Origin of the sequence: Gemmatimonas sp., from assembly GCF_036405635.1 — a bacterium.
Taxonomy (GTDB): Bacteria; Gemmatimonadota; Gemmatimonadetes; order Gemmatimonadales; family Gemmatimonadaceae; genus Gemmatimonas.
Genome location: NZ_DASWXE010000039.1, coordinates 1 through 16907, shown reverse-complemented (window position 1 = coordinate 16907; position 16907 = coordinate 1). Strand labels below are relative to the sequence as shown.

General features: G+C 65.6%; 19 protein-coding genes. 2 read left to right on the top strand and 17 right to left on the bottom strand.

Annotated features, from left to right (window positions below; translation table 11 throughout):
- Positions 1–154 precede the first annotated feature (154 nt).
- From VGE27_RS02875 to VGE27_RS02795, 17 genes are all read right to left on the bottom strand, one after another.
- Positions 155–1852, bottom strand: a complete 1698-nt coding sequence (locus VGE27_RS02875; RefSeq protein ID WP_331048123.1) for an NAD(P)-binding protein — start codon at positions 1850–1852, stop codon at positions 155–157.
- Positions 1853–1856: 4 nt separating this feature from the next.
- The gene (locus tag VGE27_RS02870) at positions 1857–3353 is read right to left on the bottom strand and encodes a polyamine aminopropyltransferase (RefSeq protein WP_331048122.1); all 1497 of its coding nucleotides are present in this window, start codon (positions 3351–3353) and stop codon (positions 1857–1859) included.
- A gap of 44 nt (positions 3354–3397) precedes the next feature.
- A complete protein-coding gene (locus tag VGE27_RS02865) occupies positions 3398–3607 on the bottom strand; it encodes a DUF350 domain-containing protein (RefSeq protein ID WP_331048121.1) in 210 nt (69 codons plus the stop codon).
- Positions 3608–3619: 12 nt separating this feature from the next.
- Positions 3620–3805, bottom strand: a complete 186-nt coding sequence (locus VGE27_RS02860; protein ID WP_331048120.1) for a hypothetical protein — start codon at positions 3803–3805, stop codon at positions 3620–3622.
- A gap of 21 nt (positions 3806–3826) precedes the next feature.
- Positions 3827–5158, bottom strand: coding sequence for a DUF4178 domain-containing protein (locus VGE27_RS02855; protein WP_331048119.1), 1332 nt, complete (start codon positions 5156–5158; stop codon positions 3827–3829).
- The gene (locus VGE27_RS02850) at positions 5152–5796 is read right to left on the bottom strand and encodes a DUF4178 domain-containing protein (protein ID WP_331048118.1); all 645 of its coding nucleotides are present in this window, start codon (positions 5794–5796) and stop codon (positions 5152–5154) included. The genes VGE27_RS02855 and VGE27_RS02850 overlap by 7 nt, the downstream gene beginning before the upstream one ends.
- Positions 5793–6188: an S-adenosylmethionine decarboxylase gene (locus VGE27_RS02845; RefSeq protein WP_331048117.1), complete on the bottom strand. Its 396-nt coding sequence runs from the start codon at positions 6186–6188 to the stop codon at positions 5793–5795. The genes VGE27_RS02850 and VGE27_RS02845 overlap by 4 nt, the downstream gene beginning before the upstream one ends.
- A 30-nt stretch (positions 6189–6218) precedes the next feature.
- Positions 6219–7232, bottom strand: coding sequence for an SPFH domain-containing protein (locus tag VGE27_RS02840; RefSeq protein WP_331048116.1), 1014 nt, complete (start codon positions 7230–7232; stop codon positions 6219–6221).
- Between the two features lie 178 nt (positions 7233–7410).
- Positions 7411–7836: a BrxA/BrxB family bacilliredoxin gene (locus VGE27_RS02835; RefSeq protein WP_331048115.1), complete on the bottom strand. Its 426-nt coding sequence runs from the start codon at positions 7834–7836 to the stop codon at positions 7411–7413.
- Entirely contained in the window at positions 7836–8222 is a 387-nt protein-coding gene (locus tag VGE27_RS02830) for a co-chaperone GroES (RefSeq protein WP_015894876.1), read from the bottom strand. Before VGE27_RS02830 ends, VGE27_RS02835 begins: the two co-directional genes overlap by 1 nt.
- Positions 8223–8234: 12 nt before the next feature.
- Complete coding sequence (locus VGE27_RS02825) at positions 8235–9689, bottom strand: M24 family metallopeptidase (protein ID WP_331048114.1); 1455 nt, start codon at positions 9687–9689, stop codon at positions 8235–8237.
- Between the two features lie 26 nt (positions 9690–9715).
- Positions 9716–10249 (bottom strand): hypothetical protein, encoded by a 534-nt coding sequence (locus VGE27_RS02820; RefSeq protein WP_331048113.1) that lies wholly within the window; start codon positions 10247–10249, stop codon positions 9716–9718.
- A gap of 108 nt (positions 10250–10357) precedes the next feature.
- Positions 10358–11371, bottom strand: a complete 1014-nt coding sequence (locus VGE27_RS02815) for an alpha/beta hydrolase family protein (RefSeq protein WP_331048112.1) — start codon at positions 11369–11371, stop codon at positions 10358–10360.
- Positions 11372–11376: 5 nt separating this feature from the next.
- A complete protein-coding gene (gene lepB / locus VGE27_RS02810; protein ID WP_331048111.1) occupies positions 11377–12177 on the bottom strand; it encodes a signal peptidase I in 801 nt (266 codons plus the stop codon).
- Between the two features lie 111 nt (positions 12178–12288).
- On the bottom strand, positions 12289–12714 hold the full coding sequence (locus VGE27_RS02805) for an SWIB/MDM2 domain-containing protein (protein ID WP_331048110.1): 426 nt from the start codon (positions 12712–12714) through the stop codon (positions 12289–12291).
- A gap of 269 nt (positions 12715–12983) precedes the next feature.
- Positions 12984–13883, bottom strand: coding sequence for a deoxyribonuclease IV (locus VGE27_RS02800; protein WP_331048109.1), 900 nt, complete (start codon positions 13881–13883; stop codon positions 12984–12986).
- 51 nt (positions 13884–13934) lie between these two features.
- Positions 13935–14960 (bottom strand): hypothetical protein, encoded by a 1026-nt coding sequence (locus VGE27_RS02795; protein ID WP_331048108.1) that lies wholly within the window; start codon positions 14958–14960, stop codon positions 13935–13937.
- Positions 14961–15047: 87 nt separating this feature from the next.
- Between VGE27_RS02795 and pruA the strand changes: the two genes are divergently transcribed.
- Together pruA and VGE27_RS02785 are read left to right on the top strand one after the other, a co-directional pair.
- Positions 15048–16682, top strand: coding sequence for an L-glutamate gamma-semialdehyde dehydrogenase (gene pruA / locus VGE27_RS02790; RefSeq protein ID WP_331048107.1), 1635 nt, complete (start codon positions 15048–15050; stop codon positions 16680–16682).
- 13 nt (positions 16683–16695) lie between these two features.
- On the top strand, positions 16696–16907 hold a 212-nt coding region (locus tag VGE27_RS02785), incomplete at its 3' end, for a PhzF family phenazine biosynthesis protein (RefSeq protein ID WP_331048106.1).

Sequence of the window (16907 nt, the reverse complement as noted above, 5' to 3'; positions counted from 1 at the left end):
GTCTTGATCGCGACGCGGCGCAGCAGACGCGTGTCCTCGGCGAGGTACACCACGCCCATGCCGCCCCGCCCGATCTCGCTGAGCAGACGGAATTCGGCAGCCACCGCCCGGGCCAGTGATGGCGCCGGTTCGGGCCATTGCATCGCGTCCGTGTTCATCGCCCTTCCTCCTCATCGTCCCGAGTGGCCGGAGCCCGACCACTGCCACCCTTTCCAACCAGTGCAAACGCACGCGTAGCCGCGGCCACACCGTGCCACTGCGCTTCTTCAAACAAACTCATGCCACTGAGATCGGCATGGGCCAGAAACATACCCGGAGGTGTTTGCCAATCGCGCAGACGCAGGAGGCGATGCAGAAGTCCCGGCTTGGGCCGTGCCATCGCGTGCCCCCATCGCATGATATCGACGCGGGTGATGCAGTCGGCAATGTCCGGGTGAGCGCGCGTGAGATCCTGCACGATCTGGTCCCGCCATTCGGTCCACGGTCGCTGCTGCAGCCACTGCCTGCCTTCGGCAGCCGGGCGATCGACCACGGCATGATACCATGTCCACACGACGGGCAGCGTGGGCCGCCCCAACAGCTGATGCCCGGCGTTCACATAGCCGAGTGACGGGCTGCCGTAGATGACGTTGTCCCAGGCCAGTGGCGCGCCGCGTTCGTCGGGCATGCGGTGCAGCACCACGTTGGCCACGACCCACGGCGCATACTCCAGCACGTTGGGCAACTCGATAGTCGGAAACACGCGCGGCAACACGAACATCGGCGCCGCCCAGATGACTGCGTCGGCCATGATGCGCGCCTGCGGAGTGTCCACCACCCAGCGCTTGCCTTCGCGCGCGATCTGCCACGCCACCGCGCCGGTGTGAATGCGCGGCCCGCCGTCGCGTGACGCACGCGCCATCAGGCGCTTGGTGAGCGCCTGTGCGATGAAGTCATTGCCCTCGGGCCATGTGAGGGGGCCATGTTCTTCGCTGTCACGAGCCGCGAAGTAGTGCACGGCCGCCCAGGCGCTGGCCTGCTGCAACGATGCACCGAAGTCGTCACGCGTGCCATACTCCACCCACCAGCGCAAAGCAGGCGCGGTGAATCCCTCGCGGCGCATCCATGCATCGGCGGTGAGCGTGTCGAGTTCCTCGACTCCGCGCGCCGTTCGGGCTGCCGCACCACCGGCTGCCAGCGCACGGCGACGCGCCTCGTGTCCCATGGCACCCGGCACACGAAACATGCGGGTGGCACGCAGCTCGTCGATGCGGGCATCGAACCGTGCGAACTGCGCACGGTCGGCCGCACTGATCGCATCCATGGGCTCGAGCCCTTCGTGCCACCGCCCGTGCTGCCAGAGGCGTTCCTGCGGCGTGTGGCAGAGTGTGCGCTCATCCCATTCGCCGGTGGCGCTCAGTACCCCCAGCTCACGAAACAGCCGCCGCACATGCACCGCGTCGGCATCCGGAACCGGCACGTAGTGGGCGCCCCACGGAGCCCGAATCCGCGCGGCATCGGCCAGCGGCACACCATCGGGACGCGCGGATCGCGCATTGCCACCCGTGTGCGTGTCCATCTCCAGCAGCAGCCAATCGGTCATGCCCAGCGCATCGAGCTGCCAGGCCGCCGACAGGCCGCCCATGCCACCGCCAACGATGGCGACCGATGTGCGCAGTTCCCGCCGCGCGCCGCGCGCGCCCTGCCGCAAACTGCCGTCGCGTACCGCGTGACCGGTTGCGCTGCCATCGGCGATGAACCCGCCGCCGATGACATGGCCCTTGCGCGAAAGCCCAACCAGAGCTGGCGCGAACGCTGGTGCAAACGCCATCGCGCCCAGCGACTTGAGCAGGTCGCGTCGACTTGGTGTCACGCGATCAGCGGTTGATCGCGTCGAACTCGTGCTCGTAGTAGCGCACGAGCACCTGGTCGTTCAGACGATTGGCCAGCGCCGGCACCCGCTGCATGTCTGCCGGGAAGTCGAACAACGACGGAATGGTCGAGGCGGTGAGGTAACGCAGCTGCTCCGGGAGCGCAGCCGGCGGCGCATAGCTGTCGCGGCTCGCGATCACGAACCCCCATTCGCCGAAGCTTGGCACATACACGTGATACGGCCACGTGCGCAGCCCTGCCCCCTCGAGCGTGGTGACGATGCTCCAGAACGACTGCCGCGCAAACATGGGTGACGTGCTCTGCACCACCAGCGCGGCACCCGGCGCCATGTGTTGCTGCACCAGCCGATAGAACGCGCTGGTGTACAGCTTGCCCACGTGATAGTTGGACGGGTCGGGGAAGTCGATCACCACGAAGTCGAACTGCGCGGCATGACTGTCGAGCCAGGTGAACGCATCGGCATTCACCACCTGCACCCGTGCATCGTTGAGCGCATTGGCATTGAGTGCGGTCAACCGCGGATGCGTGCGAAACAGCGCCGTCATGCCTTCGTCGAGATCGACCAGCGTCACGTGCTGCACGTCGGGGTACCGCAGGATCTCGCGCACCGCCAGGCCGTCACCACCGCCCAGCACCAGCACGCGTCCCTTCGCTCGCGCTGCCGCGAGCCCGGGATGCACCAGCCCCTCGTGATAGCGGTATTCGTCACGCGACGCGAACTGCAGGTGGCCGTTGAGGTACAGCCGCAGGTCGTCCTTCCAACTGGTGAGCACAATGCGCTGGTAGCGCGTGTCCTTCGCCATGATGACCGGATCGGCGTACATGCCCTCCTCGGCCAGCGACGTGATGGCCTGCCCCTTCCAGAGACCGCCGCTCAGCACGAGCAGCGCGACCAGCCCGGTGATCTGCAACGATCGCCGCTGCGGCAGCGCATCGCGGAACAGCCAGGTGCTCCAGAGGCCCACCAGCACATTGATCACGCCGAAGAGCAGGGCGGAGCGCACCAGCCCGAGGCGCGGCACCAGCAGCAATGGGAACAGCAGTGAGGCGAACAGCGCGCCGATGTAGTCGAACGTGAGCACGTTCGCGACCACATCCTTGAAGCTGTAGCGGTCGCGCAGGATGCGCATCAGCAGCGGGATCTCGAGACCCACCAGAATGCCGATGAGCAGCACGATGCCATACAGCGTGGGGCGGAAGGCATCGGTGTAGGCGAACGACAAAAACAGCAGCAGCGACGACAGGCCGCCCACCACGCCCACCAGCATCTCCACCTGCACGAAACGCGTCACCACACCCTTCACCACGAACCGGGACAGCCAACTCCCGATCCCCATGGCGAACAGGTACGTGCCGATGATGGTGGAGAACTGCGTGACGCTGTCGCCGAGCAGGTACGACGCGAGTGCACCGGCCACCAGCTCGTAAATGAGCCCGCAGGCCGCGATCAGGCAGACCGAGAGAAAAAGCGCAAGCGGCACGGTGAGCCTGTGGCTACCTCAAAGACGCGAGCGGCGCGTGCCGCTCAATGAATCGCCGCAGCGACGATGATGCCGAGGGCGATCGCGACCGATCCCATCAGGATGGCGGCCGAGGTGTTCTGCTTGGTGCCGATTTCATCCCACAGCTTGCCCGGCGTGAGCAGGTCGATGATGACAAACGCCACGACGAACATGACGACGCCGATGAGACCAAAGGCCGCCGTGTTGATCAGGTTCTGCATGAACATGTCCATGGTGCCGAGGCCTCACTTGCCGCGGGGCGTACGCCCCGGAATGTAGTAGACGGAACGGTAGGCGCCGGGATTCTCGCGCACCGACCGGGGATTGTTCTTGGCCATGCCGGCGCGTGTGAATGACCACCCGCGATACTGCGCCGTCCCGAGCAGGCCAAGTATGAGCATAGCCCACACTGCATACGTGCGAGGACCCATCAGGCGATTCCTCGGCGTGCGCTACTCATCGTCGCCTCCGCTGTCATCGTCATCGCTGCTGACGGGTGCATGGTCACTCTCCGCCCACCGGCGCCGCTCGAACGACGCCGACGGCACGACCGCGAAGATGGCCGGAATGAGCAGTGCGAAGAACGCCACGAAGTACAGTCCGTAGAACGGAGAGTCGCGGCGCACCTTGATGGTGTAGTTGGCCACCCGCTTGGCCGGCTCACCACCCTCGGGCTGTACGCGCAGGAAGTACCGACCCGCCGGCACGGTGGCCAGACGCACGGTTCCACTGCGCGAACCTTCCGTCCACTTGCCGTCGCTGTCCGTGCCACTGTAGTAGCTCACCTGCCGCGACGCTTCGCGCGTCTCGCCGGTGTTCTCCTCGATCAGCGCGAGCGTGAGATACAACCAGTCGTTGTCGAGCGGTGACTCGATGTCGATGGACACCGCCGAAGGCCGGCCATCCAGTTCGAACACCGGCGTCACGAACGCCGCCTGGTCCTCGGTGCCACGCGTGAACGCGTATCCCTGCTGGAATACCGTGCGATTGCCCGACAGCACCACGTTCGCCAGGAACATCACGAACAGCGCCACCACCGACAGCCCGAACAGCTTGAAGATCTTCTTTGGAAGGTCGCCGTACGGATTGGGCTGATTCGCGAACACGCCGATCGGCTTGATCAACGCGTCCTTGCCAAGATTGAACGCCTTGGCGATCACATCGGGCGGCGTGTACGTGCCCTGCGACCACGTGACTTCTTCCTCGTAGCCCTCGGCGCTCAGCAGATACGGCGGCGATACGAAGTCGCGCGCGATGACCTCGTCACCCACCCGCAGTTCCCACGGGAACTCACCCAGCGCGGCGGTGGTGCGTGCACGCGCGGTCTGGAAGTGCATGTACGTCACGCCCCCCAGATCGACTGTGGGCCGCACACCGCCCCGTTCGCGCTCCGGCGCACGACGCAGCTTCTCGATGACGTTCCAGTGTCCCTGATACTCCGAGAGATACAGGAACCCGCGCCACGGATTGAAGCAGACGTACTCCACCCACGAGTAGTCCACCTCTTCCACGGTGATGGTCACCTGCTGGCTGCCAATGACTTCCCACGCGGTGCCCTTCCACGTGCCCCGCGTGCCCAACGGGATGCTCGGCTTGAGACGCACACCATCGCCATGCTGCAGAATGCGCAGGTTGGCGTCGGTGGCATCCATGGTGGCGCCACAGGCGGCACACACCACGCTCACCGCCCACCCCATGGCGTGCAGCTCGATGGCCGCACCACAGGAGCTGCAGTTGAGCGCAGCCGCTTTTGGCACCCGCGGCGCGGGAGTAGTCATCACCATCCCTCGAACTCGCGCAGGTTGCGAAACGCCAGTTCGTCGAAGCCGAGGTATTCGCCCAGGTACAACAGCGGCGGACGCTCCGAGCCATCGATGGTGGCAAAACGACCATCGGGGCTGGTGAGATCGATGAATCGCGAGGTGCTGTTGTCGTAGCTGGTGAACGGCAGCTCGCCTTCGGTGCCCACGTAGAACGCGGTGGTGATGGTCGCCACCTGATACGTGGTGTCACCCCAGGTATAGCGTTCACCCACCTGCACCTGATTCACATCGGGCATGTCGCTCGAGGCGCCGATCTCCACCGTCATGGCATACTCGAGCTGCGCGTCGGACAGCCACGCACTGCGGCCATCGTTCATGATGCAGTGCCATTCGTTCCAGCGGCCGCGCGACCAGGCGTACGTGAGTCGCCCGACCACCACGAACGTGCGCTCGCGCCACCGTCCTTCGGTGCCGATCTGGATGGGTGAGCCCGTGGCCGGAAAGTCGGCCTGCTCGCCCACTTTCGCGAGATCAAGGTCGCGACGCACGAGCACCGACTTGCAGTAGGCACAGGTGGTCTGCACCGCCTGCGCCCACAGGAAGCGCACCGGCGCTCCACAGTTTGGACAGGTCGCGCCATGTGGTTGCGGGACGGTCATCGTGCCTCTCCCGCACCCACGCGCACCACGGGTCCCACGTAATCGCGCGCGAACTCCCGCACCACCACGTCGTCGGCACCGAGCAGCTCACCAAGCCGCTCGCGCCACGCCCACGATGCGCGCGGCGTGCAGCAGAACAGGTTGATGCACGCCGAACCATGCTCGGGAAACGTGTGCACCGTGAGATGCGACTCGGCCAGCATCACCATGCCCGTGATGCCACCGGGCTCCGGGAAGCGATGCCACTGCGCCGGTGCCACCGGGTGCAATGCGAGTTCGGCAATCATCGCGTCGAACAGCGCGTGCAGGGCCGACAGGCTGGCGAGACGCCCGGGCTCACACCCGAACGCCTCCACCACCCATTCACGTCCCGCGGCAGAGGCAGGAATCACGAAGGCTCGACCGTGCGAAGAATGCGACGGTCAGGTCTGCGCAGTGCCGCAGGCCGAGCAGAACTTCGCGATCGAGGGGATCCTGGTGCCGCAATTCGTGCAGAACTTGGCATCGGCCGTGGGCGACACCGGCGGCGCCATGCGCTCGGGCGGAACCGCCACGCCCGGTGACTGCGGCGCACCCGCTGCACCAGACAGGGCATTGGCGATGGCCCCACCGAGTCCCACACCAGCGCCCAGGCCGGCCGCGAGACCGGCCATGCCACCCTCGTTGGCCGCAGCGATCGGGATGGACTGCGCCGCCTGGAACTGCGTGTACGTGCGCATGTCGCCGATGATATTCATCGAGATGCGCTCATCGAGACGCTTCTGCAGCTCATCGGGCAGCGACAGGTTCTCGACGGTGAACGACTCGAGCTTGAGGCCAAGCTGCTCGAACGCCGGCTGCACCGACGCGGCGATCTGCGTGGCGAGCTGCGCCTGATTGGCGGCCATGTCGAGGAACGGCACCTGCGCATTGGCAAACGCCGACGTGAATCCCGAAATGATCGCGTTGCGCAGCGCGGGCTCGAGCTGCGTCACCGTGTACTCGGCATCCGTGGCACCGACGTTCTGCTGGAACACGGCCGGATTGGCGACGCGGAAACCGTACATGCCAAACGCGCGCAGCCGTACCGCACCGAATTCACGGTCGCGGATGGTGATCGGCTGCTGCGTGCCCCACCGCTGCCCGGTCTGCAGACGGGTGGAGAAGAAGTACACGTCGCTCTTGAACGGGGACTCGAAAGCCTTGTCCCAGTTCAGGAGGTTGGTGAGGATCGGCAGGTTGGACGTGACCAGCGTGTGCAGCCCCGGCGTGAACGCATCGGCCGCACGCCCTTCGTTGACGAAGAGCGCCAGCTGCGAATCGCGCACGGTGAGCTTCGCACCGCTCTGAATCTCCATGTCCTGCATGGGGAAGCGGTACATCAGGACACCCGGACCGGATTCGGTCCACTGGATGACGTCGATGAATTGCTTGCGCAGGAAATCGCCGAGTGACATGGAGAAGCTCCGGAGAAACGCAGACGGTGGATGAACGCGAAGACGCTTGATGGACACCCAACGGGCTTGGTCCAGAAGGGCCGACGCGCGAACGCGCCCCGTTCGGAAGAATCGGGGCGCGCCACACGGGTACCACGTTAGGTGTCAGGAAGCCGTACGGCAACCAACGCCGAAAGTGTCAGACCGAAGCGGTACAGTACTGATCGAAGGCGTTGGTGAGGTCTGCCGCAATTTCGGCCGAGCTGCGTCCTTCGATCTGGTGGCGTTCGAGCATGAACACCACGTCGGCGCCCTTCATGAGGGCAATGCTGGGTGACGACGGACGGTAGCCGGTGAAGTAGTCGCGAGCCCGCTCGGTGGCATCACGATCCTGTCCGGCAAATACGGTCGTGCTTGCATCGGGCGTGACAGCGTGGGCCAGCGCGGTGGCGATGGCCGGCCGCGCATTGCGGGCGGCACAGCCACACACCGAGTTGACCACCACCAGCATCGTGCCGGTGTTGCCGCCGATGCGCGCATCGACGTCTTCCGCCGTGCGCAGTTCCTCGACGCCCAGGCGCGTCAGTTCCTGACGCATGGGGATGAGCATGTTTTCTGGATACATCAGTAGTCCGGGATATCGTCGCGCGGTTCACGTACCAGGGCGAGAATCGCCGCCTGCGGGACCACGAGATACTGCTCGTTCTCGAAGGTGATCTCTACGGCCGCCTTGCGGAAAAACAACGCAAAGTCGCCCACCTGGGCCTGCATCGGCACATAGCGGGCTTCACGATGCGAAGCACCACCGATGCGCCACGGTTCCTCGCCCTGTTCCGCGAGATCCGGCAACGCCAGCCCCGGGCCGGTGGAGACGATCTCTCCACCCTGCACCGCCTGATTGTCCACCGCCGTAGGCGGCAGGTAGAGCCCCACCTTCGATCGCTGATCGCCGTCCTCGGTTTTCACGAGCACGCGGTCCCCGACAACGATCAATCGCTTGTTCTTGGCCATACGGAAATCTAGTCAGCGCACGACGTGGAACGTGGACTGACGGCCGAATGCCCACCGGACCTTGCCGCTGGCGTCGATGATGATGTCCTCTTCCTGGGCCGAACGGACGAGCTGGTTGCTCCACTCCGGCACCGCCGTGGTGGCCTGCAGTTCGATGGAATACCACATGCCCGGGATGATCTTGTGATCCCCGCGCCCCGGCACACCGTCCTGGTAGTCCCACAGACCGATCAGCGAACCGGCACCGTGGCCGTGCAGGCCGATCGGATGCGAGTAGAGCGTGCCGTCGATCTTTTCGTCGCGCATGCGCTTGAGCGCCGCAGCCAGCACCTGATTGCCGGTGCGGCCCGGCTTGAGCTCTTCGTTGGTGATGTCCTGCAGACGGTTGGAAGCCTGCAGCGCCTTCTTGAGTCCGGCCGGCACATCGGTCTCGCCCGGCTTGAGCACGTAGCCCATATGCTGCGTGTCGGTATTGAGGCCGAGCGCGGTGATGCCGAAGTCGCAGTGCAGCACGTCGCCCGGGAGAATGGTGGGATTCACGCCCACCAGCTCGGGGCTGCCGAACTGCCGCTGCACCTCCACGCTGGTCTGGAACCAGGTGCTGAGGCCCAGATCGTTCACGCGCTGACGCATCCACCACAGCACATCGTCAGCCTTGGTGACACCGGGCTTGATGACCTTGCTCGAAAACGCTTCGCTGATGATCTCCCAGGCGACACGATTGAGCTCGCGGAACATCGCCTCTTCTTCCGGCTGCCGGGCAGCGATCATGTCCACGGCCAGCGCCTCGGCGTTCACCACCCGCGCCTTCCACGCCGGACCGAGCGCTTCCAGCATGCCCTCCTTCTCCCCGCTCGAAAGCCCATCGGAGAACGCAAAGATGCGCGACGTGTTGATCGCAATCTTCTGCGGCTTGCGCTCCTCGATCACCTGCTTGAGCACGTTCCACTGCTCATCGCCCCAGAGCTCGGCCTGACGGCTCGCGTCGCGGCTGCCGGCAGCCGGTGCGGCCACCGGCTTCATGCTGCGCACGGCCTTGTAGACGTTGCCCTGCGAGGTGCCGCCCAGTGCGATGCGTTCCACGCCGTCCTTCGGCCCGCGGTCGAAGAAGACGTAGATGGTGCGCCGACGGGCCGAGAACGTGGTGGGCGAGACCAGCGCCTTGAAGAGCGGGTCCTCGTTGTATTCGCGCATCGGCACCACCCACATGTCCACGCCCTCACGGCGCATGAGCGCAGGCAGCGTGCGCTCCATGCGCAGCTCGAGCCACTTCTGCTGCTGCGCGGCCTGCTCGCGGAGCGTGCCAAATGGCCGCAGCGTGTCGGCGGCCGTGGAGCCTGACGTGCGAGCCCCGGGCGTAGCAGGCGTGACCACTGGCTGTGCACCGAGGACGGAGGCGGCGAGCGGGAGGGCGAGCGGCAGGACCAGCGTCCTGGCCAGCAGGGCGTTACGTCGGGTGCGAACCATGTGCACGAACGGGAAGGAGGGTGTGGTCAGTCCGCCGACCAGGCGTCCTGACGCGAATCGTTGCTGCGATCATTGCCGCGATCGCTGCTGCGCTGGTCGACCGTACGCCGCACCAACTGCACGACGAGGGCGAGGACGAGCGCAAATGGGATGATGACCACGGCGCGCTGCAACAGGGTCTGTGCAGCCAACGGCCACCAGTCGCCCCACGTTGCGAGCTGGGAGCCCAGCCGCTCCCGTCCGAAGGCAATGAGCAGGGAGCTCATGCCCAGCTCGACGGCCACCTCGATGATGAGGAAGGCGAGCACCCGTAGCGGCCAGCGCCTGACGGGGAAGTTGCCGAGGTGCCAGGTGAGCATGCCGCAGAGGAACAGCTGCGCCACGGTGACGCCGGCGACGAACAGCACCCAGTTGTCGGTGCCCAGCATCAGGACACGCCAGAGGCGCATCACGATCCCGGTGATACCCGCCGGTTCGACGGTGCGGATGGCAAAGGCGCGGAGCGGATGCAATCGCTCTTCGCCCCAATGGATGACCTCGCGCGGAAAGAACCGGGACATCTTCGCAAGCTACGCCCCCACCTGCGAGCCGCCAGCCCAGAAGGGCTGCGATCGGTCCCAGAGTGTCCCTGCGGAGTTGCGGCGGAGTTGCTACGGACTTCCTGCGAACTAGCGCGCGACGCGATCGAGCAGAAAGCGCAGGCTTTCCGGCGAATGCGCGCGCCAGTAGTCCCAGTTGTGGGTACCGGGCCATTCCCCATAGGTGTGCGGAACGCCCATCCGGTTGAGCGAAGCATTGAAGTCCGCGTTCTGGGCGCGCCACGGATCGTCCACACCCACATCGATGAGCAAGGCGGGCCAGGCGGCCCGACGCGCCTTGACCTGCGCGGCCAGGCGTTCGGCGTACACCTGGGGATCCCGCCCGCGCCACGCGATGCTGTCATGGCCAAAGGCCGTCCACAGCTGCGGCCAGAGTGAGCGGGCAGCGAGCGCCATCTCATCACGGTCGCGCGCGTACACCACGCCGCGGGATTTCTGCACACTGTCGGGCAACAGACGCGGCGACAGCACACCGCTGTGGCTGGCCGCCGCCGCGAAATACGTGGGATAGTTCAGGGCGAGGGTGATGGCACCGTACCCACCCATGCTGAGTCCAGCGATGCCGCGGTGCGCCCGATCGGCGCGGGTGCGATAGTGACTGTCCATCCAGCGCACGATGTCGTACGTGATGTAGTCATCGTAGCGCGTCCACGGCACACAGAACGTGGCGGCGGGCTCGCGGCGTGTGGTATCGCGTTCACAGGGCCCCATGTCGGGGAGCACACCCCATGTGGTGTACCAGCCATCGTCGCCGTCGGGCATGGCAATGATGGCTTCCGGTGCACCGGCCGCCACGAGGGAGTCCATGGTGCGATGCAGCGCGCCGGCGTCGACCCAGTTGCGCTCATTGCCCGTCTTGCCGTGCAGGTAGTACAGCACGGGATAGCGGCGACTGGCTTCCCGTGCGTAGGACGGCGGCAGGTACACCGTGAGCGCCTTCTTCACACCGAGGGCCTGGGCCCACAGTGTGTCGGTACGGACGGTGCCCGCCGCGACACCCGCGGCACGCTGCGCCTGCGCGATCGCAGGCGTGGTCAGCGCGGTGCCCAGCACCAGTGCAGCGAAAGCCAGCGGGCGTCGCATGGCCGCTAGCGGATCACGTCACCGATGCGTCCCCACCGGATGTCGGTGAGGAACGGGAGAGGGCGCTCGCTCTGGTCGGCATTGTACGAGTAGTACACGAACACCGGTCGACCACGCACGTTCTCGCGTGGGACCATGCCCCAGTAGCGTCCGTCCTTGGAGTCGTAGCGATTGTCGCCGAGCATGAAGAGATGACCGGCCGGCACGACGAGCGGACCCCAATCGTCCAGGGTGGGAGAAGCCGGCGGGTCACCGCCGGGCGTACCGCGCACTTCGAACTGGTGCTGCCAGGTGAACAGGGGATGCGAGAAGCCACCATCGCCGCGCGGATTCTGCTGTGCGCCGAAGCCCTGACGCTGCGCCATGTTGTTCACGTAGAGCAGCCCGCCACGCATCCAGATGGTGTCGCCGGCCACCGCCACCAGACGCTTCACCAGTGTGGGGTTGGGATCTTCCGGCTGGTCGACCTGGTTGGGCGACACGAACACCACCACATCGCCACGCGCCGGTTCATCGTAGCCCGGCAGATTGATGCTGGTGAACGGGACGTGCGGGCCGTACGCGAGCTTGTTCACAAACAGCCAGTCACCCACGAGCAGTGTGGGGATCATGCTGCCCGAGGGGATCCGATACGCCTCGATGAGGAACGTGCGGATGGCCAGGAAGATCGCGACGGTGACCAGCACCGCCTTGATGTTCTCCCAGGCGCTGACGCCGCTTCCCGATGCGCTCGAGGAAGACTTCCCGCTGCGCAGGGCGGAGACGCTGGAGCGTTCACCGGAACGATCGGACTTCTTCGTGGCCACGGGCAGAGCGGGTGGAGTGACAGGGGACAGCCGGCAAAGACGGGGCGAAATCTAAAGGGGCGCATCCGGCAGGACGCGCCCCTTCAAACATACGGCGAAGACCGAGGAAGGTTACTTCAGGTGCGCCGACACGAGCTTCGTCATGTCGAACATGCTGACGGTCTTCTTGCCGCCGAAGACGACCTTGAGCTTGTCGTCGGCGTTGATGTTGCGCTTGTTGGTCTTGTCCTGGAGGTTGTTCTTCTTGATGTACGCCCAGAGCTTCTTGACCACTTCGGTGCGCGGCAGCGGCTTGTCGCCGACGACGGCGGCGAGGTCCGCGCTCGGGGTCAGCGCCTTCATGAACGCCGCATTCGGCGTGCGCTTGGCAGCCTTCTTCGGGGCCGCCTTCTTGGCGGGAGCGGCCTTCTTGGCCGGAGCCTTCTTGGCAGCAGCCTTCTTCGGCGCGGCCTTCTTGGGAGCAGCCTTCTTCGCAGCGGCTTTCTTCGGAGCAGCCTTCTTTGCAGCCTTCTTCGCGGACTTCTTCGCAGCGGCCATGTCGTCTCCTGATGTGGTGACCGTATGGGTCATGTCGAGCCCTCACTGGATCTCGACTGATCGCGCGAAGTCGGAACGGGCCTCGCGGACGGCCACAAACTACAATCACGGGTTAGGCGCGCAATAGGGCCAAGTGCGTTTTCCCTCTGAGAATGACGTTTTTTTTGCGTTTTTCCCTCTGCACGCGGCCGTTTCCCCCTCGGAAACGCAGCGACGCGTGACGAAATGCGCTCGCTGCGTGCATCCAACGCGCAGGGGAAACGGCGCGACTACGCCGTTTCGCGTGCGAGTGTCTGCAGTAACGCGATCGACTTCACGTCCCAGGGATCGGGGGTGTCGTCGTCGTCCGCCACCGTCTCGATCTCCTGCGGCGTTTCGAGGATGAGCGGAATGTCCTGCGCCCGACGGTCCTGCAGCAGCCATCCGAACGGCGTCGCGCCGATCAGTCCCTCACCGATGCAACGATGGCGGTCCTTGTTGGAACCGCACGCCCCCTCGCTGTCATTGAGGTGCAGGAACGCCGGCGGTTCACCGGTAGCCTGCTCGAAGGCATCCAGTACGCCGGTCAGGGCAGCGCGCGATTCGGCGATCGGAAAGCCGGATGCGAACAGGTGGCAGGTATCGAGTCCGTAACCGGTGCGGTGCCGCAGGTCGTCGGGAATACCGCGCAGCATGGCCCCCACTTCCTCGGGCGTGCGTCCCACCGTGGTCCCGGCACCCGCGGTGTTCTCGATGAGCAGACGTGTACGTCCCTCGGGCACCGCCGCCAGGGCCCGCCGCATGGCTTCGCTCACACGGGCGATGGCCGCGTCACGATCACCATCGGTGGCTGCGCCAGGGTGGAAGCACACACCGCCCACACCGAGCAATGTGGACCGTTCGAACTCCTTGGCGAGACCGGCCGCGGCACGCGCCCACTTCTCCTCATCGGGCGTGGCGCAGTTGAGCACATAGGCCGCGTGGACGATCACATGCTCGGCACGGATGCCGGCGATGCCCAGCGCCTCGTTCCAGCGCGCGAGTCGTTCCGGCTTCACGCCGACTTTGTCGTTGTAAAACTTGGGCACTGCACTGAAGACCTGCAGCGCCTGCATGCCCGCGCGACCGGCGCGACGGGCGGCCATCGGAATGCCGCCTTCGTCGAGGCAGTGGGAACCGAGCAGCAACATGGACGTCGTAGTGGTGAGGAAGCGAAACCGAAGAAGCCGGGCGCGTGACGATCAGTGAATGCGCGCACGGCGGACGAGGAACGTGGGTTCAGCGGTCGGCGTCGCGAACTCGCTCCATCCCACGACCACGGCGCGGCCACGCACGGACACATGGGGATCGCGTGAGTCGGTGCTGCCGACGCTCACCGTCTGCCGCTCCTCAAAGATATGACCGGCCGTACGTGAGACGGCGAGTCCGACGCGCCCCCGACCGCGGCCGTTGGGATCTTCATACGTGACCGCGACGAGATCTCCGTCGGACGCCACGCGCACTTCGCCAAGACGTGCCCCATACAGCACCGCCACCGGGGGCTCGAACAGCGCGTGCGGCGTCATCTGGTGGGCGTAGAAGATGCCGGGGCCTTCGGGCCCGGTCAGTGCGTAGGCCACATGGACATAGCCATTGATGCTGTCCACCGAGAGACTGGGTGCGGGACGGGCACAGCCGTATGCGCCACGCTCGGAAGCCAGTGCATCACCCGGACCCTGATCGAGCGTGTCGACGGGAATCGGGCCACGCCATGTGGGCTGCATCGGCTCACCCGGCACGGAATCGCGCCACGCGGCCATGAGAAACACACGGCCGTTGGAAGCCCGCGTCCACCATGCGGCCACCTGACCATGTCCCTGCTTCGGATCGCGCCCCGCTGCCGTCACGATGCGCAGTGAGCGGGCACACCGCATGGCATCGAGCGGCGCGAGCCCGTCACCCAGTGGGGCATCCGTGGCCTGCCCCGTGGCCGTGGACGGAATGGTTGCCGCCGATGTCAGGTGCTGCGTGGCCTCCGGCATGGCCGACAGGCGTTCAAACAGCAATGACGACGCTCCCGCCTCACGCAGGCGATCCTGCGTCTCGAGGAAGTCCGCCGCTGGCGTGTTGGCCACCAACGTGGAGTCGTAGGGCACGAACGGCGGGTGCGCCAAAGGCGACGGATTGGCCGTGCGTTCGGGCGCAGCATCAGCCCAGGTCAGGGCGGGCTGCTCACACGCTGCCAACGGCAGGCAGAGCACGGCCCCGAGGAGGAACTTGTAGACCATCTGCGAAGGGTACTCAGGGAACGCCCCGACGCTAGCTTTCCCGGCCTGAGGTTCTCTCTCAAAATCCTGACTTGCCGGAGATTTCCGATGTCTCATGCGCCATTCGACGGTGTGCGCCGTGTGCCCGTTGCCGTGAACGAACCGGTGCGCAGCTATGCGCCCGGGTCTCCGGAGCGTGCAAGCCTCCAGGCGCGCCTTGCGCAGATGTCGGGCGAAACCGTCGAGATTCCCATTGTCATTGGCGGGCGTCGCATCCAGACCGGTGACATCGGTACAGTGCACAACCCCTGCGATCACCAGCAGGTGCTCGCGCGCTATCATCGTGCCACGCCCGAACTCGTGCGTGAGGCGATCGCTGCCGCTGCGGCGGCATCAACGGAGTGGGCCCGCTGGCGCTGGGAAGATCGTGCGGCGGTGTTCCTGCGCGCGGCCGAACTGCTCACCACCACGTGGCGCGACACGCTGAACGCGGCCACCATGCTCGGCCAGTCGAAGACGGTGCATCAGGCCGAAATCGACGCCGCATGCGAGCTGATCGATTTCTTCCGGTTCAATGTGCAGTTCGCGCAGGACCTGTATCACGAGCAGCCGCTGTCCGATCACACGATGTGGAACCAGCTCGACTATCGTCCACTGGAAGGCTTCGTGTACGCAGTCACGCCGTTCAACTTCACCGCGATCGGCGGCAACCTGCCGGGCGCCCCGGCGCTCATGGGCAACGTGGTGCTGTGGAAGCCGTCGGCCACCGCGCTGCTATCATCGTGGTACACCATGCAGTTGCTCGAGGAAGCGGGGCTGCCGCCGGGCGTGATCAACTTCATCCCGGGTGACCCGGCGATGATCTCCGACATTGCTCTCACGCACCGGGACCTGGCCGGCGTGCACTTCACGGGTTCCACTGCGGTCTTCAACAGCATGTGGAAGACCGTGGGTGGCAACATGAATCAGTACCGTTCCTATCCGCGCATCGTGGGCGAGACGGGTGGCAAGGACTTCATCGTCGCGCATCCCAGCGCCGACCCGCAGGCACTCGCCGTGGGCATGGTGCGCGGCGCCTTCGAGTACCAGGGCCAGAAGTGCTCGGCGGCCAGCCGTGCGTACATCCCGGCGTCGCTGTGGCCGACGGTGAAGGAGCGCTGCGTGGCGATGATGGCCGAGATCAAGCAGGGCGATGTGCGCGACCTCTCCAACTTCGTGGGCGCCGTGATCGACCAGCGCGCGTTCACGCGGCTCAAGGGCGCACTCGATGATGCACGGGCGAATGCCAGCATCGTGGCCGGTGGCGGCGCCGACGACTCGAAGGGCTGGTTCATTCAGCCCACGATCGTGGAAACCAAGGATCCGAACTACCGTCTGCTGTGCGAAGAGCTGTTCGGCCCGATCCTCACGGTGCACGTGTACGAGGATGCCAAGTGGCACGAGATCCTCGAGACGGTCGACAGCACCTCGCCCTACGCGCTCACCGGCGCGGTGTTCTCACGTGACCGCAATGCGGTGCGCGAGGCCATGGCAGCGCTGCGTCAGTCGGCCGGCAACTTCTATGTGAACGACAAGCCCACCGGTGCCGTGGTGGGTCAGCAGCCGTTTGGCGGCGCGCGTGGTTCGGGCACCAACGACAAGGCCGGCTCCAAGAGCAACCTGATGCGCTGGGTGAGCACGCGCACGGTCAAGGAAACGTTCGCCTCGCCGCTCGACTGGAAGTACCCGTTCCTCGGCGCCTGATCTCTTTCACTGAATGACCATGCGAACGCTGCGTTACGTCACCGCCGATGTGTTCACGTCAGTGCCCTTCACCGGCAATCAGCTTGCCGTGGTGTTTGGCGCTGAAGGACTTCCCACGGAAACGCTGCAGGCCATCACGCGGGAGTTCAACTACGCGGAGAGCACGTTCGTCATGGCGGCTGAGGATGCGCGCACGACCCGTCGGGTGCGCATCTTCACGCCGGA